Source organism: Ignavibacteriota bacterium (assembly GCA_016716225.1).
GTDB lineage: Bacteria > Bacteroidota > Ignavibacteria > Ignavibacteriales > Melioribacteraceae.
Map to the genome: position 1 here is coordinate 1 of JADJWT010000001.1, position 21,959 is coordinate 21,959.

12 protein-coding genes are annotated in these 21,959 nt (G+C 28.4%); 10 read left to right on the top strand and 2 right to left on the bottom strand.

Annotation, left to right across the window (positions count from 1 at the left end):
• The coding region (locus IPM32_00005; GenBank protein MBK8943627.1) for a hypothetical protein at nt 1-785 on the bottom strand (785 nt) is incomplete at its 3' end.
• A 1,005-nt stretch (nt 786-1,790) separates the two neighbouring features.
• Here IPM32_00005 and IPM32_00010 point away from each other — a divergent pair.
• The 5 genes from IPM32_00010 (at nt 1,791) to IPM32_00030 (ending at nt 13,021) form a co-directional block, all read left to right on the top strand.
• Complete coding sequence (locus IPM32_00010) at nt 1,791-3,062, top strand: hypothetical protein (GenBank protein ID MBK8943628.1); 1,272 nt, start codon at nt 1,791-1,793, stop codon at nt 3,060-3,062.
• A 413-nt stretch (nt 3,063-3,475) separates the two neighbouring features.
• Nucleotides 3,476-5,902 (top strand): cation transporter, encoded by a 2,427-nt coding sequence (locus IPM32_00015; GenBank protein MBK8943629.1) that lies wholly within the window; start codon nt 3,476-3,478, stop codon nt 5,900-5,902.
• Between the two features lie 55 nt (nt 5,903-5,957).
• Entirely contained in the window at nt 5,958-11,117 is a 5,160-nt protein-coding gene (locus IPM32_00020; GenBank protein MBK8943630.1) for a hypothetical protein, read from the top strand.
• A 472-nt stretch (nt 11,118-11,589) separates the two neighbouring features.
• A complete protein-coding gene (locus IPM32_00025) occupies nt 11,590-12,567 on the top strand; it encodes a zinc dependent phospholipase C family protein (protein MBK8943631.1) in 978 nt (325 codons plus the stop codon).
• Between the two features lies 1 nt (nt 12,568).
• A complete protein-coding gene (locus IPM32_00030) occupies nt 12,569-13,021 on the top strand; it encodes a hypothetical protein (GenBank protein MBK8943632.1) in 453 nt (150 codons plus the stop codon).
• Between the two features lie 4 nt (nt 13,022-13,025).
• Here the strand turns inward: IPM32_00030 and IPM32_00035 are convergent, their stop codons facing one another.
• A complete protein-coding gene (locus tag IPM32_00035; GenBank protein MBK8943633.1) occupies nt 13,026-13,895 on the bottom strand; it encodes a hypothetical protein in 870 nt (289 codons plus the stop codon).
• 805 nt (nt 13,896-14,700) lie between these two features.
• On the opposite strand from IPM32_00035, the gene IPM32_00040 reads away from it, so the two are divergent.
• The 5 genes from IPM32_00040 (at nt 14,701) to IPM32_00060 (ending at nt 21,959) form a co-directional block, all read left to right on the top strand.
• Nucleotides 14,701-15,033 (top strand): type II toxin-antitoxin system RelE/ParE family toxin, encoded by a 333-nt coding sequence (locus tag IPM32_00040; GenBank protein ID MBK8943634.1) that lies wholly within the window; start codon nt 14,701-14,703, stop codon nt 15,031-15,033.
• A gap of 36 nt (nt 15,034-15,069) precedes the next feature.
• Nucleotides 15,070-15,336: a helix-turn-helix domain-containing protein gene (locus IPM32_00045; protein ID MBK8943635.1), complete on the top strand. Its 267-nt coding sequence runs from the start codon at nt 15,070-15,072 to the stop codon at nt 15,334-15,336.
• 775 nt (nt 15,337-16,111) lie between these two features.
• Nucleotides 16,112-17,323: a TolC family protein gene (locus IPM32_00050; GenBank protein MBK8943636.1), complete on the top strand. Its 1,212-nt coding sequence runs from the start codon at nt 16,112-16,114 to the stop codon at nt 17,321-17,323.
• Nucleotides 17,324-17,342: 19 nt separating this feature from the next.
• Nucleotides 17,343-18,845, top strand: a complete 1,503-nt coding sequence (locus IPM32_00055) for an efflux RND transporter periplasmic adaptor subunit (GenBank protein MBK8943637.1) — start codon at nt 17,343-17,345, stop codon at nt 18,843-18,845.
• Nucleotides 18,846-18,860: 15 nt separating this feature from the next.
• Nucleotides 18,861-21,959: an efflux RND transporter permease subunit gene (locus IPM32_00060; protein MBK8943638.1), complete on the top strand. Its 3,099-nt coding sequence runs from the start codon at nt 18,861-18,863 to the stop codon at nt 21,957-21,959.

The following is a 21,959-nucleotide window of genomic DNA, read 5'->3' on the forward strand; positions in this document are numbered from 1 at the left end:
TGAATAAAATCATCTTTTTGCGAATTATAAATCTCATTTTCAACTATATAATTTTTCCATGTTATTCCAGCATCTTTAGTAATATAGATAGAATTAAAGCTGAGAATATAACCAAATAATGAATCTACGAAATGAATTTTTGAAGCTTCTAATCCAAAATTATTCCCGAGCATTGTACTATCAATTAACCAATTTTTTCCGCCATCATTTGTTACCAATAGTGGAGTTTGACCTACTGCAAATCCAACATTTTCTGTTAAAAAATAAATTGAATTAATATCCTTTCTTTGTAGACTTGAAAACTGTGATAACCAATAATTTCCACCATCATTTGTATAATAAATTTTCCCTGCATCTGTAGTTATATATCCAACATATTCAGAAGTAAAAAAAACATCTGTTATCATTTCAAAATTGGTCATTATATCTTCCGGAATATTCAGTTTTTCCCAATTCTCTCCTGAATCTTTTGTATTGTATAATGAACCTTTCCCAGCATCCGAAATAGTTAACCAACCATTTTCATCATTCAAAAAAAATATTTTCATCGGACCATAAAAATGCTCAAATGTTATACTTTCCCAAGTTTCACCACCATTTCTTGTTTTTTGTAAGTTGTTTCCACATAGTAAAAATCCTTTTTGATTATCTATAAATAAAATTCTATCAATGATATTACCTTGTGGTAATGGATTTAAAAAATACCATTGTCCATTAATGTTTTTAATAATTATAAGAAATACAATGTAAGTTATTTTTACTATATTACTAAAATTAATTTTCATTTTAATAAAAATAATTTATTAGTTAATTTTATAAATTTATATAAAATATATTAACTTTCTTAATTTAATAATAACTTGTGAATGATTTTGGTAAAATTATCATCCTAGAACACTTTATAGAAAAAATATTACATTTTTACAACAATAATAAATAGCATAATAAGCGAAATTATCGTTTATCTGTACATAAATAAAATCAACAAAAAATTAAAATTCCTATCTTTATTTGAACAATATATACATAATATTCTTATTTAAAACATCAGTATAACTACTTACTTTCAAAAATTTTTAAATAATTGAAAATTTAATTAAATGGTTGTTTTTTTTTAATTTTAGTAACTGTTTAGTAATGATTTGTACGTACAAATACTTTACATTTTTAATTTACTTTTTAAATTCTCATATAGACGCTAGAATTAATTAATGGTGAGTTAAAGAGAATTAGAGTGCAAATGTTCTCGGTTTTGAACTATTCAAAGATTTTTCAAAATCTAACGTTTGAGAAATATTATTTTAATATTTTATTTTAATGGAGGATAAACTTATTATTAATAATTATTGCAATATATATCATTATATTCAAAATGAATTTATAATTCAGATTCATTTTATAATTAATATTTAATCCTTATTTATTTTTAAAAAAGGTTTTATTTAACTTAATTTTGAAATCTTTTATAAATTTCTTTTCTTACCGGGCACATACAGAAATTGCTGTCACCATATTTTGCAAAATAATTACATTTTCTTTTTTGATATGTTATGAATAAAAGTTCATCGTTAATACATTTTTCAATAAAGCAAAAGCTATGACTTTCCTTTTTTAGACAAGCATAATTAATATCACATTTATCTGTACATTCAACAATTGAATTATTGATTTTTTTTAACATAATTTAAATTTAATAAAATTAAATAATATTTTTCAAGAATATTAATATTTTTAATTTATTTTAACTTAAAATAGAAATATTTATATACTTGAATGATTTTAGGTCACTTATGATCGTCAATAAATATTTCATAATTGGTTCTTTTATAATTTTTTCAATATTAATAAACTCGTCATTCGCAAGTGGTAATTTACTCACAGAAATACTATCTCCTTTTGAAGCAACCAACTTTTCAGAAATTTATGATTCCTACTCTTCAATTATTGATTTTATTATTTACGTAATACTTTTTGTTGGGCTTGCTCAAGTAACTATTGGGAAAATCTTCGACTCCAGAGGCGGTAAAGCTATGGTTGTTGCTATTGGCTTGGTGCTGGCAATAGGATTAGTTATAAGCGAATCTATTATAGGTTTTAATTTACGATCCTTTGGCCCTTTAGCAGCAACCATTTTTATCTTCTTAGTAGGATTCGTAATATATCACGGTATAAAATCTACGGGTATGGAAGCATTTGGAGCAATTTCAATATCTCTTGTTGTAACTTATTTTTCTATTAGATCTATTGCACCAAGTTACTTTGACTGGATGAAAGATAACGAGTACATGGGATGGATGCACTCAGTTATTTTAATTGCCGTGGTAATATCAATTTATAATATTATCAAATTGTTTTTCTCTTCAAAGGAAGAATCATCTGGTACTGAACCTAAAGGGAAAATTAAAGATTTTGTTTCTAACCCTTCAAAATTTATTAATCAAAAAAAGGAGGAAAAAGATGAAGAAAATTTTATTAAAAAGAAATTGGCAATAATATCAAACGAAACCGGGAAAGATTCAAAACAACTAATTGAAGATTTCCAAAACTTAAAAAAAATCATCACGGAATTTAAGGATTCGGAAAAAGGTCAATTCTTAATTGCAGAAAAAATAAAAGCAATAATTCCGAAAGAAAGACAAATCAGTTCAAAAATACTAACACTTAGGGAATTGGTTAGAAAAGTATCAGATTTTGATATCAAGAATTTTGAAAATCTACAACAAGAATTTAAAAACTTGCCCACGGAAGAAAAAACAAAAATAGAAAAACAACTAAAAATTGAATGGAAAAAATTAGATATCGAAAAACAACTACTAAATTTAGAACTTGCAGTTAACAAATACGATCAATTAGTAAAATACCATCTAGATTTACTACACGAATCGCTAAAAACAAATAACATCAATAACGCAATAACTCAAATTAATGAAGCAATAAAGTACGAAAAGAATCTTTTTTCAGCAGTTAATCAAATTGAACACTTAGAAAAACAACTGACAAGATTTACAAAAAAAGGAATAAAGGATTTGGAAAAACTAAATAAATATAAAGATGTTGCTTAATTTTTCTCTACTCTTTTTTACTTCTTTTGTCTTGTTTTTAAGGGGGTGATTACATCTTTAATAAATTGATCATTTATTAAATAAGGCATTTGCAATTTTTTATTTATAATTTTTATTGTTTTAAAGAGCGTGGAGTTAATTCGTAAAAATAGCTATAATAATTGCAGATGTCGGTCTACTGTCTAGTGGTAAAACTATTTTTACAAACGATTATATTTTGGAAATTCAGTTGATGTATAAACTCTGCACACTTTTGAAAAGTTTCAACTATAAATATCTTAATATATTTTATAATTTTAAATTTGAATATTCGATTTTCTATTTACATTGTTGACCTAGAATTATAAAGTTTAAAAATATAGTAAAATAAAAAAAATCACTCATATTAGTTAAATTTTAAAATTGTAAATCATATGAATAAAAAGACTTTAAAAGAGGAAATACTAATTTCTATAGTAGTAGTTGGTAGCTACTTTTTAAAAGCGTCAGTTAAACTTATAACAGGATTAATATACTCTATACCTCCATTGATTGCTGATGGACTACATGGATTAATAGATATAGCTGAACATGGTTTTTTAGTTTTAGGTGGAAAATTTTCACGGAAATCTGCCAAAGATAAATATCCGATAGATCGCCAACCTTTATTAGATCTGTTGGGAATGATAATTTTTGGTGGACTTTTAATTTTTGGATTATCACTTGTTGTACAAGCAATTCAAGTATTAATTGGTTCCTTACTCTATTTTGGGTGGATGGATAAAAGTATTGCAAATTGGATAGTTTCTGAGAATAAAACTCAAATAATATCAATTAAAACTGAATATTTATTAATTGCAAGTTTTGTTATGTTTTTTTCATTTTTATTAAGTGAATTTGTTTTTCGATACGAGAATAGATTTGCTGAAAAAACTCATCGCTCAGAATTAAAAGCTGATGCAATGGAATTAAGGGGTGATGGTTTGTTAGAATTAAGTTTGGGAATAAGTTTAATAATTACATGGGGTTTAAACTTACTTCTTAAAAATAGTTACGAGAACTCACATTTAGATGCAATTTCTGCCATTTTTATAGGATTTATCACAATTGGTCTTGGAGTTTACCTTATTATAATAGCTATTCCAGAATTCTATGAAAATTATAAAAATTTAATGAATCAAGCTATAAAACAAGAAAAAAGAACAAAATTAGAAAATGAAATTGAAAAGCGATTACCGGAACATTGCAACATTATTAAACCCATTGTCGGTTACCATAGAGGTGACCAACTATTTATAAAAGGTCATATTCAAATTGATAGAAATCTTATGCAATCATCTGATGTTATTATTTCAAATTGTGAAAAACTATCTAAAGTTATCTTATCAGAACCTGGAAAGGATATATTCACTCAATTTAGTCCCATTTTTAATTGGTCAGAGAAGATAATTATTGAAGATTTAAATATCATATTGACATCTATTTTCAATGTTGACGTTAACTCATCTTACGGTGAAGCATTTAGATCAATGAAGCTTGGTAAATTAAATGAGGCATTGAATCTTATAAAGTCAAGTAATAATTATAAAAAAAATGAAGAATTGTTATCAATATTTATTTTGGGTGAATGTCATCTTCAAATGTTAGGAGTAAGTGACTCAAAAACAATTGAAATAGCAAGTCAAATAGAGAATAAACTTTTAACTAATGATAACGAAATTTATAATTCAATATTCTTAGCATGGCTTCTTATATATTATACTAAACTATCCCAATTTGATAAACATATCAAAGACTCATTAATAAGCCTTGTAAATGATATTGAAAAACTTTTGAATAACAATAATCAGCCAGATTATGTGATGGCCGAACTATATTTTTCTTTAGGTTTTTTTTGGGAAAGACGTTTTGACTATGATCTCAATAAATGTAGACAGTTATACAAAAAATCAGAATTTTATTATTCAAAAAGTGGAATCAGATCAGAAATAGATAGACTTGTAAATACATTAGGACATCTTGAAACCCTTTTGTATTCTTTAGGAGATGCTGAATTACATTTGAATTTAGCAAATGAAATTCGGGAAATTAAACAAGATAAATTAGGATTAGCTTATACCTATGGTAGTCTAGGTGATTTACGTGTGAAAATGGGATTATTCGATGAGGCACTTTTTTATTATGAAGAAGATATAAAACTACTTATTGAATTGAATTTTAATCATTTAATTCCTTCACTAAATGTAAAGAAAGGTGAGTTATTAATTAGGAAGGGAGTGATAGAAAAAGATACAGATAATATTTGGATAGGAATAAATTTGTGTAAAGACTCAAAGAACAAACTTTCGGATCCTTTCTTTGCTAAGAAGGGGATAATCAAAGGATATCTGTGTTTATTGACATTAGATGATAGTAGTGTAGCGCGGAAAGTGTATATAAATGAAATAACAAATTATTTAAATTCATTAGAACCGAAAAATTCTTACCAAGAAGCATTCTACAATAGACTAAAAGGTAGATACGACGGAATGATTGGGAATTGTGAAAATGCAAAAAGTTTATTGCAAAAATCTTCGGAATCGTTTCACAAAATGAGAGATCCATTATTTAATATATTCAACGGAATCCAAGAGATTGTAAGTTTAGTAGAAGTTGATAAATGGGAACTTTATAGTAGAAATAATAAATCAGTAAACTCTATTAAAAATCTTGAAGATTATCTTCAATCACTTGGTGGCTTACTTGGTGGTGCAAAGATTACCATAAATGAATTAGTTGAAGGTGTAATTGAGACAAAAAATAAAACCAAAGAAGAACTAATAAAAAAAATTGATTTACTAATATGGCACCTTGAGGGATAAGGTAGAAATAACAAGTTAATTAAGAGGTAATAATTAATTAGCAAATGAGTAGAATATGAATCATCCCCAAATCAGCAATATTATAGAGTTGTATAATTCAGAAAGCCAACCATTTCGAAGAATACATCGCCAAATAGACATTTTTGAGTCAATATTAAAGACCCATACGGCAGTCATAGTTTCCGACTACTTTAGACACAAAACAGTATCAGAACTAATTAAAGGATTACTGGTTGAGGGTTTAAGAGTACCGTCTTTAGGTACATGGCAGTACTTCAGCAGACAAATCATCAAAGAAATGAAAAAGAATAAATATGAGACTTTCATTCCGGAATTCATAACATACTTTACAATATGGGACAAAAAAAATGTTGATAATGTTATCAATTTGAGAAATAAATATGCTCATGGAGCAACACCCAATGACCAAGAATGTGAAAAAGATTTAGAAATAATGAATCCAATACTAGAAGATTGGCTTTCAGCAGAATGGTTAAATAAAACTCAGATAGAATTATACAATGTCGGACAAGGTAAACAAACAGCTCATCACGTATATTTAGTAAGAGCCAATGGAGAAAAGCTAGACTTATTTCCAATTTTGTATAATAGAAAAATGGTCAAAGATGAAAGCAAGTATTTAATGAAGTATGTCTTCTTCAACGACTTGAAGAGGAAGAAGGAAGTAGGTTTTCTAAATTACACAGAGGCAGTACATATAAGAGATAAAGAAATCTATGAAGAATTTCAAAGTGTATTAAACACTGACGCTTGGAAATTAAAAACAACTGAAGAATTCAAAGAAAGGATTGAAGAGTTAACTGAAGTATTTAAAGGTAGAATACAAGAAAGAAAACAAATTAAAGAATGGATATATAAAAATGATAAAGGATATCTATTCTTGTACGGTAATCCAGGAGTTGGAAAAAGTGCACTTTTAGCTCAAACTTTCAAGGAGATAAAATCAGAAAAAAAAAACAATGTATTGTTAATTGATTACTTTATAAGGAGAGGAACAGATTATTCAAAACCAGGCGAAATGCTAGATTATCTAAATAAAAGACTTGAAGGAGAATTTAAGACCGGAATTGGCTCGGGTGTTACAAATGATGAAAAGAAGAAGAAATTAGAAGAACGACTAAGAAGAATAAGTAAAATGGAAAATAGAGTTAAGGTGCTAATATTTATTGATGGTTTAGATGAGGGAGATGAGAACAAAATAATTAACTACATAATAAATGATACCTACAAGGATATATTAATAATTTATGGAAGCCGATGGACTCGAGAAGTTGAAAACTTCTACAACAGACAGTCAGTGGACTATAAGAAAAAAGAAAAGATTAAAGGGCTAAAAGCAGAAGATGTTAGGGCAATCTTATATGAAGTAACAGACAAATACGCCATCAACCAAGAACAAGTTGAAGAGATATTAAAGAAATCAGAAGGAAATCCATTATATCTCAAAATGCTAACTCTAGCAATAGAAGAAGGAGAAATAAAATTAAAGGATGGAATAAAACTACCAAAAAAAATAGACGAATTTTATAAACTCTTCATCGAAAGATATTCAATGTTCAAGGATGGAGATTACATCTTAAGAAGCTTATATACATTTGCTGCAGCTAAAGACTATTTAACACAAAATCAGTTAGAGATAATATTAGGGTATGGGCCAGGAACATCAGAAAGAGTCATAACAGCCTTGCAAGAAGTGCTTATGGATAATCCATCAACAGAAGAGAAAAAATATCAATTATTTCATGAAAGTATGCGAGAGTACTTAACAAAAGAGAAAAAGTTGGATATTAGACAATGTGAATTAAAAATATTAGACTTTTGTAGAAAGTGGAAGGAATTCAAGGTTAAGGAAGATCTATTGTATCCATTAAAAAATTATTCAGCACACTTATATAACCAAAATGAGAAAGAAGAATTATTTGAGTTAATAATAAATCAAGAATATCAGAAGAAGCAGATTGAAGTAACAGAACAATACGAAGCTGGGTTTCAAGCAGTTGAACTAGGGTTAAGAGCATGGGTGGGCGACTCATATAAACTGATAGAGATAGGAATAGAAGCTGCAAGACTACACTTGAGTGCAAATAATAGTCTAGAACAGATAAAGAGATGGATAGAAGAAGGAGGAGAACAAAACTATAGAAAAGCTTTAGAGAGGATAAAGAACTACGAAGTGAAAGATCGAGTAATCTTATACTTTAAACTTTTGAATAGAGCAGCAGATAAAGAAAGAAATGAAGTAGTAGAGTTAATAATTGATGCGATGAAAGAAAACTTACTTAAAGATACTTCATTGCTAGATATAAAAAGAGTATTACCATTGGGCTACATTATATTGGTTACATCAAAATTGGATGAATCTTATTGGGGTTTTATCATAGAAAAAGTAGAACCATATAATCTTTATGAATTTAATAGTTTATTAAAAGATAATTTCAATTATGAATTTTTTAAACTGTTATCGTTATTTACTGAGAAAACCAATGATGAAGATAAAGTTAAATTATTTATTGCAGCTTCTAAGGTACAATTCCGAGAGGGTAATTATAAAGAGGCTGAATTCATTCTGGAATCAGCAATTAATATTTCAGAAAAAATTGAATATAATTTTACTAAAAATAACTGCTTAGAAGAGATTTCAAGTGAATTGTTAAATCAAAAAAGAATTGAAAAATCACTTGAAATTGCAGAAAATATTGAAGACTCCCTTCTAAAATCTTTAGCATTAGAAAAAGTGGTTTTACATTTCCTTGATCATGCTAGAATTGAAGAAGCAATAAATATCTTAGATAAGATAGATGATGAATTGTGCATCTCCAGGATTATGATAAAATACTCTAATCTACTTTTTAATGAAGGGAAATTCGATGAATCCAAAGAAATTTTAGTAAACGCTATTGAAATTACAAGCAATACAAAAAATGAATATGAAAAATTTGAAACCTACTTAGCAATTAGTCGAGAGTTATTTTTACAAGGGCAAGAAGAAGCTAGTGAAAATATCATTGACAATTTTGCAAATGAAAAAGAGAAATCACTGGCGTTGAAAGATAATGTATTGACTCTGCTTAGGCGAGGTAAATCTGTAGAATCAGAAAAATATATAGGAAATATATCAGATTATTATCTTAAATCCCTAACACTAACAAAATTAGCTGAGGATTTATTTAATACTGATCAATTAAGTTTGGCAGAAGTGATGCTAGAAGATGCAATAACGGCAGCAGAAAGTATAGAACATTATAACGAGAAAGATTTAGCAATTTATAATATTATCATTGAGTTTTTAAGACAAGGAAAAGTTGAAGAATCAATAAAGCTAGAAAAAAGAATTAATGATGCAGGTTTAAAATTTGATTTATTAGTTGAAATAATTACCGAATTATTTTGTAATGAAGATATAAATAAGGCCTTAGAGATTTTGGAATATCTTAAGGAAAATTGTTTTGGATATAAATATTCAAGAGTAATTTCTGAAAAAATATTTAAAAAGGGTAAAATCTGGCCGACAGAACTATTTTTAGAAAAATCCATAAAAATAGTTGATAAAATTAAAATTGAGCATCTTCATGATTTAATTGAAAAGATATCATTTGTATTATGCAAACAAGGGAAAGTAAAAGAAGTTTTAAATTTAGTGGTTAAAAGTAGATTTGATGATTTCACTTTATTTAGAATATTGAATGGAGTTTTTGAAAGTGGGAAAATAGAAAATTCAATAAATGTGATTCAATATATATTAGAAAATAATTTTAAAGATGATATAGTAATTTATGACATATGCTTACTCTTATTAAAACATGGATTTTTTGATGAAGTGCTGAAGTTTTTAAACAAGACAGAAATTGTTGTTTTTAAGTTGGAAATTTTAACGTGCTTTACTGATGAATTACTAAATCAAAAAACAATTGAACAATGCTATACCTATTTAAAACGTTCAAAAGATAAGTTTTTTAATTGTATACTATTATTACGAATTTCTGAAGTATATTTCAAATTAGGAAATGACTTAGAATCAAAAAAAGTATTCAATGAGACTCTGATAAATATTTTTCAGATTGATGATGAGTTTGATAAATCAAGTTTATTAATTCTAGTCTGTGAGGAACTTTTTAAACAAGGAAAGTTAAATGAATCACTTGAATATCTTGAGTTGATTGAAAATGAATTTAAAAAATCTGAAATACTACATGAAATTTCTTGTAAATTATACAGCCGTGGAGACATTATACTTGCTTTAGATATTTTCAATAAAATTAAAGATGATTATTGGAAATCTATTTCCTTAATAAAATTTTCCGGAATAATGTTCAGTAAAGGCGAGATAAGTAAATCTGATTCAAATTATGATGAGGCAATTAAAGTAATTAATAGTAGTGAAAACGAAGGGGAATATAAATCCGGTAAATTAAGTAGTATAGCATTAGAATTGGCAAAGCAAGGTAATATTAGAAAGGTTTTCAATGTCATTGATATGATTGGATACTTTCCTAACAAAGTTGAATTATTTAGTGAAATTGCCATTGAGTTATCAAAACAGGAAAGAATTAATGAAGCACTTGTTTTTATTAAAATGATTGGAAATGATTCTAACGAACATCACATTATTAAGAATATGGCTATTGAATTTACAAAGCATGGTCAATTTAATCTGGCAATGAATCTTTTTGATTTATCACAAGATAGCCTTACCACTTTAGCAATAGCTGAAGGCATAATTAACTTTTTGGAATTAGATTTAGTTGTAAGAAACGGAACATTGATCATAGACAGAATTCAATCTACTATTTTAAAAAATGAAATCAATAATTTAATAGCATTAAGACTGCTTAAAAATTTTGAAATAGATGCAATTTCAATCTTTCCAATGTATTTTTCAAGATTTTATAAGAACTTAGGTTATCTTTCTAATTTATTAGTTGGCGCACTGTTGTATATTCTATCAAATAACAAAATAATTAATTTCAAAGATGAAGCACTACTTAAAAAACTGAATGAAGTTATTGAAATTTCAGACTGGCTTGATGGGTATAATGAAAAGGAGTTTAATTACACAAATTATGCTGAATGGATTAACGATATTAAAGATGAAGATAATAAAGACCAAATTGTGCTTTGGGCTAGAAAAGTTGAAAAGGGTAAAATGACTGAGGAGGTATTTATAACAAATGTAACTCAGTTAATAAAAAACTAAATTTTATAGAGTGTAAAGTTTTTTGTAAATAGGAAATTTAGATATTAAAAATCATCAAATCTATCCTTAAAATAAACTGAAAAGTTGAATAAAAAAAAGCCCAATTTTGAACCGTTAGCAAGGCAAAGGAATAGTCTATTTTTTTGACTCTGTATTTAACTTTGATACAATTTGGCAAGAAATTGAGCAAGAAAGACCTCCAAGTTTTAATTATTTTTGTCCGGATTGTTGCGGTATGGAAACTTAAGGGTGCTGAGTTTATACGTAAAATTATCAGTACTAACTCTGACTATCAGTTCATTTTTAAGTAGTAACATATTATTTAATGATTATTACAATATTTGTCAACTACATAACGTATAAACTCTACACACTCTATGAATTTAAATATATTTAGTATTTTAATGTTTTATTGACAATATTAAATAATTAAGTTAATTTATGTTTTATTGACTTAGATATGTTTTAATTTATGCCTAGTGGAATTACTCATATTTTATTAGCAAAAAATACGCTTTTGCATGATCTTCCTCCAAATCTTAGGCTGATATTGCAATCCGGAATGGACTTTTTTCAAATCGGGTCTGTGGCTCCGGATTTACCTTACGCAAGTATTGCTGACGATGATTTTTTCTTTTCTACAGAAAGTGATTTAGCTGATAAATTCCACTATGAAAAAACTTACCAATTACCGATTTATGCACTAGATGAATTGAATAAAAATAAATTGAAACTAACAAAAAAACAGATTAGATATGCATTCTGCTTTTTTATTGGATACATTGCTCATATTGTTGCCGATGGCATTATTCATCCTTTTATAAGGGATATGGTCGGAGATTACCACGAACATCAAGAGGAACACAGAGTTCTTGAAATGAAATTAGACGTGCTTTTATATGATTATCTTACTGAATCAAGTGGTTCTGCACTTAATCTAAATAACACAAATTTACATGATCAGTTACTAAACCCAACGTTTCTACCAGAAATAAATATAGTGTTGGATTATTTTATCAAAATGATTGAAAAAACGTATAATAAAAAGTATTCTAAAAATGATATTCTCGGATGGATTAATGGGTTACATAGAATGTTCGGAATTGCTGAAGGAGAACATCCATTTATTTATAAAATAATTGGAATTATTGATGTATTTCTTTTTAAAGATTATTGTGAACTTCGAGCAAATAAGGACAAGTATTTAGTTTTAACAAAACCGGTAGACCGGGATTTAAATTTTCTCAAAAAACCAAAAATCCATTATTTTGATGATATATTACCTCATTATTATTCACGTTTAATCCCTATTTTGAAGAAATCATTTAACTACATTTATTTGAATGGGGAACCGATTACTGAGTTAGATATCCCGGGAATTGATTTGGATACTGGCAGGCCATTAGCTTCTAATAATGATCTTGACTTAATTCCTTCATTTTGGGTTTAGAATGAAAAAATATTTATTCTTTGTTTTATTAGTATTTAGTTTCGGGAGTTGCTGTCCAACTATAAATTACCTTACTATCGATGATGAATTTTTAGTAGATCTATCATCCGAAAACAATAAAATATCAGCTGATTTATTATTAGATGAATTCGATGGTAATCTTGACAGTTTAACCTACCAATTCTATTTAGAATATATCAAAATATATCATGGATATTCTTCAGAATATTTGTACGAAAGAATAAATTTAGCTGACGACGTTTTATTTCAACCTTATAGTCAAGGATTTATAATAATTCTTCGATATTTAAAGTTAAACAAAATTATTATTGATGATTCTTATACGCCTTTTCATGATCAAGTAATTGAGAATATTGATTCAAATTTATCACTTGATGATGTTTACAATGAATTTGTTAAAATACATTCTCACCAAAACATTGATTCAAAATGAAGCCTTAATTATATCTCAATTTATAAACATGATGTACAATCTTCTCATTACACAGAATTGTAATTCTATTTGCATATGTTTTATTTACTTTGGTTGAGAGCATCATAATTAGTCCTAATGATTGAAGATATGATAATTGATTATAAAAATGTACGTAGGAGCACGCTTGCTCCCGATTGCTCCTTGCCAAATCAACATAACTCATATGAACCTTTTTTGCAAATTTATCTACAATCTGACAAGCTGCTTTGAGAATTAGAAGATTAGTATCCGAAAGATCTCCAATCAGATCAACATATATATCCCGTCTGGCATTTTCAAAACATTGCTCTATTTTCTCTTCACCTTTTATTGCCCAATAAAATAAGGACTTGAGTGCAACCCTTACATCTGAATTTGCTTCTCTTACTGTATATGCTGATATTTTTGAATTTATTCCGTCTTCAATTGTTTTTAAGCCGGTTTTTGTTCTTTCATTTAGAATTTTTTCTATTTCATCTGCATCATAATTTCGGAAATGAATTAACTCTGGTTGTAGTGTTGATTTTACGCTTTGATCAATTTCATTCAAAAATCTTGGATCATTACTTAACATTAAAATCATATAGTTTCTGTTATCCCTTGAAAGGAAATACAGTAATTCCCTTTGCCGTTCCTTTGGTGCCCACAAATGAACTTCATCAAGAATTATAATTGTCTTTGAATTATACTTTTCTCTAAACCGGTTGTATAATTCAGAAAGAGATAAACCTCTTGAACTTACATTTAATAAATGTGCGAGTATTTTAAAAGAAGTTGAATAATATCTTACATTGGCATACAAAATATTTAGCGAAGATTCCTCACTAAAAATCTGTTGCAAATATTTGATCATTAATGTTTTACCGCTTCCACGTGATCCGAAAATAACTTGGTTAACCGGAATGTTTGTTTTTTCATACTTTAGAAAAGCATCAATAATCTGCTTAGTTTCTTCTCGAATCAGTGGGTTTTGTGGAACAAAGTTGAAATCAAAATTGAATAGTCTGAAATCTTACTTGATTGGCTATTTATGTGTTCTCTTTTTTCCAACAAATATGATTTAATATCCATAACCTAATCACGTATAAACTCCACTTGACGTATTAATTGAACTTCTTCTTTATAAATATTTTGGTTTGAAATATTCTAAATTACTTCCAGACTACTTCTGATGGATTTCAGATTCTTTTGGGACATGCTTTAGATAATTCCGATAACTTTTCGTATTCATTCAAATCCTCAAATCAAGGAAAATCAGATTATTTCATTACGGAAAGTTTAACATTTTCTTTTCCACTTCTCAAATATTTAATCCAATCTTTTGATTTTAATTTCGATTTCTCTTTTAACTTACTTGATTGATACTATCAACACTCTTGTAGATATTGATTCATCCGCATGGTTTTATTTCACTCAGAATTTTCACGATTCAATAATTTATAAGACTTACGCTATTGTTTATTCGGATACAATTTTTAGAAATAAGCGGAATCCATTCGAAAACTGTAAAACAAAATTCATTAAATGGAAAAATGTGATTTTTGAGATGTATGAATAAATCTAAGCTAAGTAGTTTACCAGCATCAGCGTTGATTTACTTGATATTTTGTTTAAAATAATTCTTGATAATATGTCAAATTTGACATATATTGTAAATGATGAATAAGCAAGATAAGCCTCTAGTCTGGTTACATGGGGAAGTTAAATCACCTCCATTTTCTTCTTTGGCGAGAATTGAAGCTGGTTATCTTCTAAGATTGCTTCAAAAAGGAGAAAAATTGAATTTCCCTCACTCCAGACCAATGACATCAGTTGGCATAAAATGTCATGAATTAAGAATTAATGATGAAAAAAGTACTTGGCGAATTATTTACAGATTAGATTCTGATGCTATTATTATACTTGAAGTATTTAACAAGAAAACTCAAAAAACACCTAAAAATGTAGTTGATATTTGTCAAAAAAGAATTAAGGAATATGACAATGCTTAAAGAAAAAAACAAAAGCTAGAAAATAAAGGTTGGAAAATTGGAACTGCAGACGAATTTTTAAAATTATCTCCGGAAGAATCCGCATATATAGAATTAAAATTAAATTTAAGCGCAAATCTTAAAAGTCTTAGAACTAAGCAGAAACTTCGACAAGAAGATTTGGCAAATATAATTCATTCTAGCCAATCACGAGTTGCAAAACTCGAATCTGGAGATCCAAGTGTTACACTTGATCTTATTATTAGATCATTATTGGCCCTTGGAACTTCAAGAAAAGAAATTGCTAAAGCAATTGTTGCTTAATTAATTTATTTTTTGTTTCATTTTTATTATTCCATTCTCCACTCATCCAAAATTGAGGATCAACAAGTCTATATCTACACAAGTGCTGTCTTTGTGAGAAACATGGGGGCTACACTTATGCTTCTAATACAAAGTTTCGAATCAAATTAGTAACCAATGTTCATCAAATGGATTTAAGAAAAGGATTGTTATGGTATTATGTTTGGTTACTAAGCCGTTACATCAAGAATTTTAAAAAATCTTTATTTGCTTATAAACAGTTCAACTATTATTTTAAGATAAATTTTAATCTGATTTGTGAAAATGGCGCATACAAACAAAATACTGTTTTATTTTTTATCCTTAATGTACTTAAGCTTTTATTTGCTATCGCCATTTTTCCATCTGCATGAAGAAATTGATAATATTCATAACACATCAAATTATCATTCTCACTTTTTTGAAGAAAAAATTAGCAACAATTATATATCACCTTCAAATCAATTATTTGACCATAGTGAAAATCAAGAAAACTCAAACTACATAAGTTTTACTTTTGTTAATAATACACAAAAACCAATTTCAAATTTATATCAATATAGAATTAGTTATTTCTTACTAAGTTTCAATATTTCCCAACATGAATTTAAAACAAACTTTCCTGCAATTTTTGTCAATCAAAATATCTTATGGGAGAAGTACGTCCATTCGGCGAGTAATATTTCCCCACCCTATCCAATTCTTGCATAAAAATTAAACTAAGTTAAAAATTATTAATGGAGGTAACGTGCGCTTTTTGAAGCTCGTTATAGTTATATCTGTGCTTTCTAATTTTTACATAAATGCACAATCAGCAATATCATTAGATGATGCAATAAATTCAGCATTAGAAAAAAATATTGAATTGCAGAAACAAAAATTGTTTTTATATAAATCTGAGCTTGAATTTGATGAATCTGCTCGATTGCCAAATCCTTTGCTCAACTATTCAAGGGAAGATTTAACAAACAATTCATTGACCTTTGGCGAATGGATTTTATCCGGTTCTATGCCTCTAAATTTTCTTTGGGAAAGATGGAGTAATATTTCATCAAATGAAAAAAATCTTCAAGCACAAAAGTTATTGTTCAACTTCCAACAAAAAAATGTTAGATCTGAAGTTCAAAAATCATTCACAAATTTACATTTTACAAATTTGATGGTATCGGATCTATCTGATGCCTTGACAAATATTAAAAATATTTTTTCAACTGCAAAAATTCGTTTTGATGAAGGTGATATTTCCGAATATGAACTGCAAAGGATTTTAGTCGAAATCAACAAAATCTCTTCGTTGATAAAAAAAACAGAACTTAGCAAAAATGAATTTCAAAAAGAATTATGTATTCTTTTAAATACAGACAATTTTGAAATAATTACTAAAGATAGTTTTTTCAATCACATTATTTCTCTTAATCAAAATGAATTAGTTGATACCGCTTTAATCAAAAGGGATGATTTCAAAGCAATTGATCTTTTAATAGAAAGTGTGAATTCACAATTAAATTTTAATTCAATGAAAATTATTCCGGATATTAATTTAACAGCCGGATATAAAAAACAGACTGATGATTTATCTGGATTGGTTTTGGAACTAAATGTCCAAATACCAATTTTCAACAGAAATCAATTTAAGATAAATGAGAATGAAGTTGAATTGGAATTTCTGAAAAAGCAAAAAACATTCTTGCAAAATAAAATTGAAATAGAAGTTAAAACCTCATTCAAAAAATTTGAAGAATACAATTTACTCAATCAAAAAAACGACAAAACTATTTTAGAAAATATAATCAGCACATCAGCCTTTTCGTACGAACAAGGTGAAATCGAATTAGTTGAATTTATGGATGCGGTAAATACTTATGTTGATGGGATTCAACAGTTCTATAATACGAAAATTGAATTTTACGTGAGTTATTTTGAGTTGGAGAAAACAGTTTCATCTGAACTTAAAAATTTTGAAAATTAAATAGGAATAGGCAATTAAGATGAATAAGTACAAATTGTTAGCAATATTATTTTTAAGCATAAATTTTTTTATTTCATGTTCCAGCAACCATGATCACGAAGAAGAAGCAGATCATCATGAGCATGAAGGAACTTCAATTACTCAGTTTTCTGATTACACCGAAATCTTTATGGAATATCCCGCGCTTGTAGTAAATCAAGAAACAAAATTTTTGATACATTTAACAGACCTAAAAGATTTTAAAGCAGTTACAGAAGGAATTCTAACCGTAACTTTTAAAAATGATCAAACTGAATTTTCAAAAAAAGAAGATAACCCGGCAAGAGACGGAATTTTTATTCCTGTAATAAAATTTGAAAAAGCCGGAACTTATACTATGGAAATTAGCTTAAGAGGAAATCAAGTTTCTGATAATATTATTGTAAATAATGTTATTGTTTTCAGCAGTGAAAATGATATTCCTCATTCACATGAAGAATCTCCACCATCTATATCTTTTTTAAAAGAGCAGCAATGGAAAATAGAATTCCACACAGAATTTGTTAAAAAGCAAAATCTTCAATCTTCTGTTATTGCAACCGGTGAAATTATTGCAAAGCCTGAATATTATTCAAAAGTTGTTGCCCCGGTTCCGGGTATAGTTTTTCAATCAAATAATTTAAGCTTTCCAAAACAAGGAATGTTTGTTAATAAAGGAAGTATTTTATTAAATGTTTCACCTTCATCAGATGTAAATGTAAATATCGGCAAAATTAAAAATGATTTTTTACTTGCAAAATCTGAGTACGAAAGAGTTCAAAAATTATTTGATAAAAATGCAGTTGCTCAAAAAAGATTGGATGAAGCAAAATTTGATTTTGAGTCAAAGCAAAATATTTATAATACTATTACACAGCAAGTTAAGTTTACTGAAAATGGATTTGCTGTAATCGCACCAATCAGCGGTTATATCGAAAATATTTCAATTTCATTAGGCAGTCAAATTGAAATAGGGCAAGAATTATTTACGATAGTTAATCCCTCTAAATTAATTTTAGTTGCAAATTTACCAGCTAACAATTTTAATCAAGCAAATGAATCCAAAGATGCATCCTTCAAGGTAGAAGGTTATAATAAGGAATTTTCAATCAGCAAGTTAAACGGAAGAAAAATTTCAGTTTCATCAAGTCTTAACCAACAAAATAGAACAATCCCGATTTACTATGAATTTGATAATCCGCAAAATTTAATAAAAGTCGGAATGTATGCTGAAGTATTTGTAAAAACTGGGGAATTAAAAAATACAATTGTAATTCCGGAAACTGCAATCATAGATGAAGAAGGAATGCATACTGCTTACGTACAAGCAGAAGGTGAAGCATTTGAAAAAAGAATTTTAAAAACCGGAATTACCGATAACGGGTTAATTGAAGTTTTGGAAGGAATAAATGAGAATGAACGAATTGTAACTAAAGGAGCCTATCAAGTTCGGTTAGCTGCTCTTTCTCCGGAGTCTGCAATTGGTCATGGTCATGTACATTAAAATTTTGAGGAAAAAATGTTTGATAAAATAATTCTGTTTTCTTTACATAAAAGAATAGTTGTACTCATTGCAGCTATTGTTTTGCTTGCTGCCGGTATATTTATCACTTTTGATATGCCCGTTGATGTTTTCCCGGATTTAACAGCTCCAACTGTAACAATAATGACAGAAGCTCATGGAATGGCTACCGAAGAAGTTGAAACTCTTGTTTCTTTCCCAATTGAAACTTCCGTAAACGGGGCTACAAATATTAGAAGAGTTCGTTCTTCAAGCTCTGCCGGATTTTCTATTGTCTGGGTTGAATTTGATTGGGGTACGGATATTTTTTTAGCACGACAAATTATCAGCGAGAAAATTCAAACAATGGCAGCTAATTTACCGAAAGGAGTCGGCAATCCGGTTCTTGCTCCAATCTCATCAATTATGGGTGAAATAATGCTGATAAGTTTAAGCATAGATGAGAAAAATAATCCGAATAATTTAAATGAAATGGATTTAAGAACTATTGCGGATTTTGACTTGAGACGAAGATTGCTTTCAATATCCGGGGTTTCACAAGTGATTCCAATTGGCGGTGCGGTAAAACAATATCAAATTTTAATTTCTCCGGAAAAACTTTCTGCATTTAACATTTCATTAAATGAAGTTTTAATTTCCGCTGAAAAATCAAATGAGAATGCTTCCGGCGGTTCTTATATGGATTCCGGCAGTGAATATCTAATCCGCGGAATTGGGAATATTAAATCTATTGAAGATATTAAAAATAGTGTTGTAACAATACATGATAAAGTTCCAATATTAATTAAGGATATTGCAGAAGTTAATATTGGACCCGCAATTAAAATCGGTGACGGTTCTAAAAATGCAGAACCGGCTGTAATTTTAACAGTTCAAAAACAACCTCAAACAAATACACTTGAACTTACAGAAAAAATCGAAAGCATATTATTCGAAATTAAAAAAACTCTTCCGACTGGAATTTTATTAGACTCGGATATTTTCAAACAATCTGATTTCATCCAAATTGCAATTCAAAATGTTATTGGTGCATTAAGAGACGGTGCAATTTTAGTAGTAATCGTTATCTTTTTATTTTTATGGAATATTAGAACAACTTTTATTTCGGTTGTTGCAATTCCCCTCTCAATAATTATTACAATAATTGTTTTTAAGTTTTTTGATATAATGATAAACACAATGTCGCTTGGTGGTATAGCAATTGCAATTGGAGCGCTTGTTGATGATGCAATTATTGATGTCGAAAATGTTTATCGAAGATTAAAAGAAAATATATCCAACAATAAAAATAAAAGTATCGATGCCCTTAAAATTATTTTCGAAGCTTCGAAAGAAATTCGTGCTCCTATGGTTAATGCAACTTTAATAATAGTTGTTGTGTTTTTACCTTTATTTTTCTTAAGCGGTGTTGAAGGCAGATTATTAAGACCAATGGGTTACGCTTACGTTACTTCGATATTTGCATCTCTGTTAGTTGCACTAACTGTTACTCCGGTACTTTCGTATTACCTTTTACCAAACGCAAATTTCATGAAAAAAGAAGAAGACACTTGGCTTGTTGAAAAATTAAAAAAATATTATAAAAGCACTCTTAATTTCACATTGAAGAGACCAAAATTAATTCTTTCTGCTTCGTTATTATTTTTTATTATTTCAATTGCAATTTTACCATTACTTGGAAGATCATTTTTACCGGAATTTAACGAAGGATCATTAACGCTAAGTTTAGTTACGCTTCCCGGAACATCTTTGGAAGAATCTAATAAAATAGGAAATTTAGCTGAAGAAATTATTTTATCATTTGATGAAGTAAAATCAACCGCAAGAAGAACCGGAAGAGCCGAATTAGATGAACATGCACAAGGTGTAAACGGTGCAGAATTAGATGTACGTTTTGAACTTCTTAGTAGAACTAAAGAAGAATTTTTAACCGAATTAAGAAATAAACTCTTAGCTTTACCCGGGACGAATGTTACAATTGGTCAGCCAATCAGTCACAGAATTGATCACATGCTTTCCGGAACCAGAGCCAATATTGCCGTAAAAATCTTTGGTAATAATTTGCAACAATTACGTTCTTATTCGCAGCTTGTTAAATCGGAAATGGAAAAAGTAGAAGGTGCGGTTGATATTTCCGTTGATCAAGAAGTTGAAGTTCATCAAACGAAAATCAAATTTAATCGTACTAAAATGGCTCAATTCGGTTTAACAATTGGCGATCTTGCTGAAGCAATTGACATAGGATTTAATGGAGAAAGAGTTTCACAAATCAGAGAAGGTCAAAATACTTTTGATTTAATTGTTCGTTATAATGATAACAACAGAGGAAATATTCATAAAATTCAGAATGCACTTTTTGATACTCCTTACGGAGTTAAAGTGCCGCTAACACAGCTTGCCGAAGTAGTAAATGAAAAAGGTCCAAACAGAATCAGCCGTGAAAATGTTCAGCGTAAAATAGTTGTTCAAGCAAATATATCCGGTAGAGATTTAAGAAGTGTGGTTGATGATATTAGAAAGAATATTGAAGCAAATGTAAATTTTGAGCAAGAATATTTTGTTGAATTTGGCGGTCAATTCGAAAGTGAACAAGAAGCTACAAAAATAATAACTTTGATGAGTTTTGTCTCAATTGGAATAATATTTATGATTTTATTCTTTCAATTTGGAAATATAAAATCCGCTCTTTTTATTTTAATAAATTTACCCTTAGCATTAATAGGCGGTATTTGGGCGGTGTATATGTCTGATGGAATTATCAGTGTTGCATCTTTAGTTGGCTTTATAACTTTATTTGGAATTGCCACACGAAATGGTATTTTAATGTTATCCCATTTTAAACATCTCATTGATGAAGGTATAGAATTTACTCAAGCAATAATTCAAGGATCTATTGAAAGATTAAATCCTATTCTTATGACAGCAATTACCGCCGGATTAGCATTAATTCCACTTGTTTTAGGAAGCGGCGAACCCGGTAAAGAATTAGAATCCCCAATGGCTATTGTAATTCTTGGCGGTTTAGTAACTTCAACTGCATTAAATATGATTGTTGTACCAAGTTTGTTCTATAAGTTTGGAAAAAATATTAAGTAA

What these genes read in the sequence shown, in the direction of transcription:
- IPM32_00055 (MBK8943637.1), top strand. Translation starts at nt 17,343, where the DNA reads ATGAATAAGTACAAATTGTTAGCAATATTATTTTTAAGCATAAATTTT.
- IPM32_00010 (MBK8943628.1), top strand. Translation starts at nt 1,791, where the DNA reads ATGATCGTCAATAAATATTTCATAATTGGTTCTTTTATAATTTTTTCA.
- IPM32_00020 (MBK8943630.1), top strand. Translation starts at nt 5,958, where the DNA reads ATGAATCATCCCCAAATCAGCAATATTATAGAGTTGTATAATTCAGAA.
- IPM32_00035 (MBK8943633.1), bottom strand. Translation starts at nt 13,895, where the DNA reads ATGATCAAATATTTGCAACAGATTTTTAGTGAGGAATCTTCGCTAAAT.
- IPM32_00015 (MBK8943629.1), top strand. Translation starts at nt 3,476, where the DNA reads ATGAATAAAAAGACTTTAAAAGAGGAAATACTAATTTCTATAGTAGTA.
- IPM32_00025 (MBK8943631.1), top strand. Translation starts at nt 11,590, where the DNA reads ATGCCTAGTGGAATTACTCATATTTTATTAGCAAAAAATACGCTTTTG.
- IPM32_00030 (MBK8943632.1), top strand. Translation starts at nt 12,569, where the DNA reads ATGAAAAAATATTTATTCTTTGTTTTATTAGTATTTAGTTTCGGGAGT.
- IPM32_00060 (MBK8943638.1), top strand. Translation starts at nt 18,861, where the DNA reads ATGTTTGATAAAATAATTCTGTTTTCTTTACATAAAAGAATAGTTGTA.
- IPM32_00040 (MBK8943634.1), top strand. Translation starts at nt 14,701, where the DNA reads ATGAATAAGCAAGATAAGCCTCTAGTCTGGTTACATGGGGAAGTTAAA.